We start from the raw sequence: 2,229 nt of genomic DNA, 5'->3' as shown, positions 1-2,229 counted from the left end.
CTGCACGGGCGTGGCAGGCGCCGCGCGGGCGATGGCGCCCGGGCGCGGCGGCGGGAGCACGGGGACGGGCACCGTCGGCGCGACGACCGTCGGCGCCGGAGCGGGCTCGGGCGCCGGGTCGCGCCGCCAGAAGAACGCGTCCGCGTCACCGGCGAAGCCCGCCAGAATCGCACCCGCGAGCAGCAGGGCCGCCAGACTCGGGGTCCCGAGCGGCCTCGCGGGGCGGTTTCGGGTGGTGCGGGTGCGCGTCATCGCCTGTCTCCCCGGCCTCTGTCGCCGGCCTCTCTCTCGCGAGGCCATGATCCGTCGTCGAAGATCTCTCAACGAAGAAGGGTCGTGGTGCGTTCGCGGTCCCCCGATAGCGACGGGCTGTGGCGAAACGGGGGCTCCCCCCGCCGCCTCAATCGTCGTCGACGCCCATGTCGCCGCCGCCGCCGCGGCCGCCGCTCTCCATCAGGATCTCGCGCTTGCCCGCATGGTTCGCCGGGCCGACGATGCCCTCGCGCTCCATGCGCTCCATCAGCGAGGCGGCGCGGTTGTAGCCGATCTGCAGCCTGCGCTGGATGTAGGAGGTCGACGCCTTCTTGTCGCGCAGGACCACCGCCACGGCCTGGTCGTAGACGTCGCCGCCGGGGTCGCCGAAGGCGCCCTTGTCGAAGACCGCCCCGTCGTCCCCGCCGCCACCGCCGGCCGCAGCCTCCTCCTCGTCGAGCGTCACCGCGTCGAGATAGGCGGGGCGGCCCTGGCGCTTGAGGTGGGTCACGACGTGCTCGACCTCGTCGTCCGAGCAGAAGGGCCCGTGCACTCGGGTGATTCGCCCGCCGCCGGCCATGTGCAGCATGTCGCCCTGCCCGAGCAGCTGCTCGGCGCCCATCTCGCCCAGGATGGTACGGCTGTCGATCTTCGAGGTCACCTGGAAGGAGATGCGGGTCGGGAAGTTCGCCTTGATCGTGCCGGTGATGACGTCCACCGAGGGGCGCTGTGTGGCCATGATCAGGTGGATGCCCGCCGCGCGCGCCATCTGCGCGAGGCGCTGGATCGCGCCCTCGATCTCCTTGCCGGCGACCATCATCAGGTCGGCCATCTCGTCGACGATGACGACGATGTAGGGGAGGGGCTGGAGATCCATCTCCTCCTCCTCGAAGATCGCCTCGCCGGTCTCGCGGTCGAACCCGGTCTGCACCGTGCGGGTGATCACCTCGCCGCGCTCGACCGCCTCGACGACGCGGGCGTTGAAGCCGTCGATGTTGCGCACGCCGAGCTTGGACATCTTGCGATAGCGGTCCTCCATCTCGCGTACCGCCCACTTGAGCGCGACGACCGCCTTCTTGGGGTCCGTCACCACCGGCGAGAGGAGATGGGGGATGCCGTCGTAGATCGACAGCTCGAGCATCTTCGGGTCGACCATGATCAGCCGGCACTGCTCGGGCGTGAGCCGGTAGAGCAGCGACAGGATCATGGTGTTGATCGCCACCGACTTGCCGGAGCCGGTCGTGCCGGCCACCAGCAGGTGCGGCATGCGGGCGAGGTCCGCGATCACCGGCTCGCCGCCGATGGTCTTGCCGAGGCAAAGTGCCAGCTTGTGCTTCGTCGCCTCGAAGTCGTGGGAGGCGAGGAGCTCGCGCAGGTACACGGTCTCGCGCTTGGCGTTGGGCAGCTCGATGCCGATGGCGTTGCGGCCGGGCACCACAGCGACGCGGGCGGAGACCGCCGACATCGAACGGGCGATGTCGTCGGCCAGCGAGATCACGCGGCTCGACTTCGTGCCCGGCGCGGGCTCGAGCTCGTAGAGCGTGACGACCGGACCGGGGCGCACGTTGATGATCTCACCCCGAACGCCGAAGTCCTCGAGCGTCGATTCGAGCAGCGTCGCATTCTGCTCGAGCGCCTCCGCGGACACAGCGGGGGTCCCCGAACGCTTGGGCTCGGCGAGGAGCTGGAGCGGGGGGAGCTCGTAGTCGCTCTCGTCCAGGAAGCTCGGCTGGGCCTCACGCTTGATGCGCTTGCCGGGCTTGAGCGCGGCGACGGGCATCTGGACGCGCGAGGGCTGGGCCGGCTCGTCCTCGAAGACCTCCTCGTCGGCGTGATCCTCGTCGGCGTAGTCCTCCTCCGGCTCCGGCTCCGGCTCGGGCTCCGGCTCGCGGGCGCGCACCGGCTTCGGCCGGGCCGCCGCGAGCCGGGGGGCGGGGGCAGGGGACCGGCGCGGCTCCTCCCAGGGCGCCTCGTCGA

At 71.2% G+C, this 2,229-nt stretch carries 1 protein-coding gene and 1 pseudogene; both read right to left on the bottom strand.

Going from position 1 to position 2,229, the window contains the following annotated elements:
- A pseudogene (locus tag ACTZWW_RS22570) lies at positions 1–252 on the bottom strand (hypothetical protein); the annotation flags it as partial.
- 148 nt (positions 253–400) lie between these two features.
- On the bottom strand, positions 401–2,229 hold a 1,829-nt coding region (locus tag ACTZWW_RS22565; RefSeq protein ID WP_444783208.1), incomplete at its 5' end, for a DNA translocase FtsK.

It is taken from the genome of Salinarimonas sp. NSM, from assembly GCF_052380005.1.
Classification (GTDB): domain Bacteria; phylum Pseudomonadota; class Alphaproteobacteria; order Rhizobiales; family Beijerinckiaceae; genus Salinarimonas.
The sequence above is the reverse complement of the archived record's forward strand: the minus strand, read 5'-3'. Positions and strand labels throughout refer to the sequence as shown.